The sequence below is a fragment of the Mongoliibacter sp. genome, assembly GCF_007692705.1.
GTDB lineage: Bacteria > Bacteroidota > Bacteroidia > Cytophagales > Cyclobacteriaceae > Mongoliibacter.
The window spans coordinates 1-2,897 of the sequence record NZ_REBN01000243.1 but is presented as its reverse complement, the minus strand read 5'-3'; the positions used below and the strand labels follow the sequence as shown (position 1 = coordinate 2,897).

Below are 2,897 nucleotides of genomic sequence, written 5' to 3'. Positions count from 1 at the left end.
TGCCAAGTTGAGGAAAGAAAAGTATGGGGTGGAATACATAGAATATTACAAAAAATACCCTGAAGGTCTCAAAGGTGCGCAGGAAGCCTTACGGAGAAATCCGACCTCATTTCACAACCTGCGTTATTATTGCAAGACCCCTTTCAAATTCATAGGGAATGATAAAATCAAGCGATATGCAAAGTATAGGGTAAGACCTTTAGACAATGAACCCGAAACTGGTATCCAGCATGACATGAGTACGGTGGATACAGGTAATCAGCGTATACTTCCTTTCGAAACCAGGGGGAGGAATTACCTGAAATATGAATTTGAAGAAAGGGTGAACAGAGAGGGAGCTAAGTATATGATGCAGATTCAGACCAGGATTGCGCAGGATGATGATGACCCTGAAATCTTCAACAATATGGTGCCCTGGGATGAGTTGGCCCATCCGTGGCATGATCTTGCAGTGATAGAAATCGATAAAGCCCTGGATTGGAAGGAGAGCACCATTACCAGTTTTTCTCTAAATAATATGCCAAAGACTTTGGGAATCATTCCTGCCAAAAGCATTTATGATTATAACAGTCTCAACTATATGCGTGCCCACTCCGAAAAAGCCAAGCATGCCCGCCTGCTTTCCTACAAGCTCTTTGGTTATCCCAAGCCAATACCCAACAATGATGATAGAAATACCGGAGATTGGGTAAAGGTTCAAAAAGAGAAGGTGAGTAAGCTGGTCAGGAATTGAGGGTGAATGCTTAAACTTCGAAGAATTGTCTATTCAAAGTAGAATTATGATAAAGGGAAAGTATTTTTTTAAATTAAAAATTCAGAAAATCAATGGATTAAAGTTTTGATCATAATTTTTGGTACTTCCAGGTTTGCAAAATCAAAGTTAAGGGCTACATTTGCAGTCCGTAATTACGGGAGACCATAGAGTAGGGGTGGATTTATTTACCGATACTTTAAAAACAATAGAGGAGTGGCAGAGTGGTCGAATGCGGCGGTCTTGAAAACCGTTGTACCGCAAGGTACCGGGGGTTCGAATCCCTCCTCCTCTGCTTTTAGTTGATCAGATCTTCCAAAATTAATCTGAAACAATCAGGTTAGAGATTTGAAAAACGAAGTTGGAAACTGAAAAAAGTGCCTAAACAGCCTCATAACGCAGATTTTCAACCAATATTTACAAAAATTAAATGAAAAAGCCCGCATCTCATCGATGCGGGCTTTTTTCATTTTAGCCTCATAAATCATCAAAATTTTCAATTATTCTCAAACTTCTGGTGAGTAATTCGGTGAGTCATTCGGTTTTCCAAAATGACTCACCAGAAATGATGTAAACAATTGAATATCAACATGTTCGACAGGTGTACATCTTGAAAAATGACTCATCCATTAGTAATTTTACAACACTAAACGGTAAGAAAATGATTGAAAACAGTTTCAGTATCCTCTTTTACCTGAAAGCCTCTAAAACTAAAGGGCAAAAGGAAAGGCATGTTTATGCAAGAATCACCGTAGGCCATAAGCGGGTTGAGCTATCCACTAAGATGACGTGTAACCCTTCCGAATGGAATAGTGTTGCAGGAAGGGCAAATGGGAAAAGTGAAAAAGCGAAAATGCTTAACAGTCTCCTTGATTCCTATCAGATGAAAATCCATCAGGCTAGAAAACAGCTGATGGATTTGGATAAGGATCTGACAGCAGAAAGTATAAAAAATACGCTGATAGGAAAGTCAGAGGATAGAAAACTGATTCTTGAGATTTTTGAAACCCACAACAAAGAGATGGAGGCACTTGTGGGAAAAGAATTTGCTCCAGGCACAATGGAAAGGTATAGGACTTCTCTAGAACATACCAGATCATTTATCCGGTGGAAATATGGCAAGGATGATATGGAGCTAAAATACCTTGACTATGAATTCATCAGTCAATATTCTTTCTGGCTCAGGACAGTGAGGGGCTGTGCCCACAATACAACGGTAAAATACCTTTCCAACTTTAAAAAGATCGTCCTGAACTGTGTGAAAATAGGATGGCTTCAAAGAGATCCTTTTATGGGTTTTAAAATGGTGAAAAGAGAAGTAAGACGGGAAATCCTCACTAAAGAAGAACTTCAAAAAATATCAGAGAAGGAGTTTACTATTCAAAGAATGGCCCAGGTGCGGGATGTTTTTCTTTTTTGTTGTTATACTGGGTTAGCCTACATAGATGTAAAAAACCTTAATCGAAACCAGATTATATTCGGTATTGATGGTGAGAAGTGGATTGAAGCCAAAAGAAAGAAAACAGATTCGCCTATCAGGTTGCCTTTGCTGCCAAAGGCTTTGGAAATCATGGATAAATACAAAGACCATCCCAAATGTTCTGCAGAAAATACTGTTCTACCAGTTTTGAGTAACCAAAAGATGAATTCATATCTCAAAGAAATTTCAGATTTATGTGAAATAAATAAAGAGCTGACATCTCATATAGCCCGTCATACCTTCGCTACAACTGTTACTTTGGGAAATGGTGTTCCTATTGAGACAGTATCAAAGATGCTCGGCCACAGTTCCCTGAAACAGACCCAGCACTATGCAAAAATACTGGATATCAAAATAAGTGAGGATATGGCAAAATTGAAGAAAAAATTGAGCTTCGATGATGGCTAAGTGTTGGTTTAAAAGCTAAAATCTCTAAAAGTATTTCTGAGGTGTATTCACAAGCATGAATCCTTGTTTTTCTATAAAGCTGCTGGTTTTTGTAACAAATATTGAATGAATTTATTACAAATTTGAATATATAAAGCCTATTTCCGTTCCCAACTGAGGGTGATGGGAAGGATTGTAGGTTATGAAATTTTTTGATTTGAGGTCAATGCTGTCCTAAATAATTTTTGATTTGATAAGAATAATCATTTTGCTTCATTT

Annotated in this window: 2 protein-coding genes and 1 tRNA gene; all 3 read left to right on the top strand. The window is 38.0% G+C overall.

Going from position 1 to position 2,897, the window contains the following annotated elements:
• Positions 1-733, top strand: a 733-nt coding sequence (locus EA341_RS17015) for a hypothetical protein (RefSeq protein WP_293016371.1), incomplete at its 5' end; no start/stop codon positions are given.
• Between the two features lie 228 nt (positions 734-961).
• A tRNA-Ser gene (locus tag EA341_RS17010) sits at positions 962-1,046 on the top strand.
• 366 nt (positions 1,047-1,412) lie between these two features.
• Positions 1,413-2,639, top strand: a complete 1,227-nt coding sequence (locus EA341_RS17005; protein WP_293016370.1) for a site-specific integrase — start codon at positions 1,413-1,415, stop codon at positions 2,637-2,639.
• The last annotated feature ends 258 nt before the right edge of the window (positions 2,640-2,897 follow it).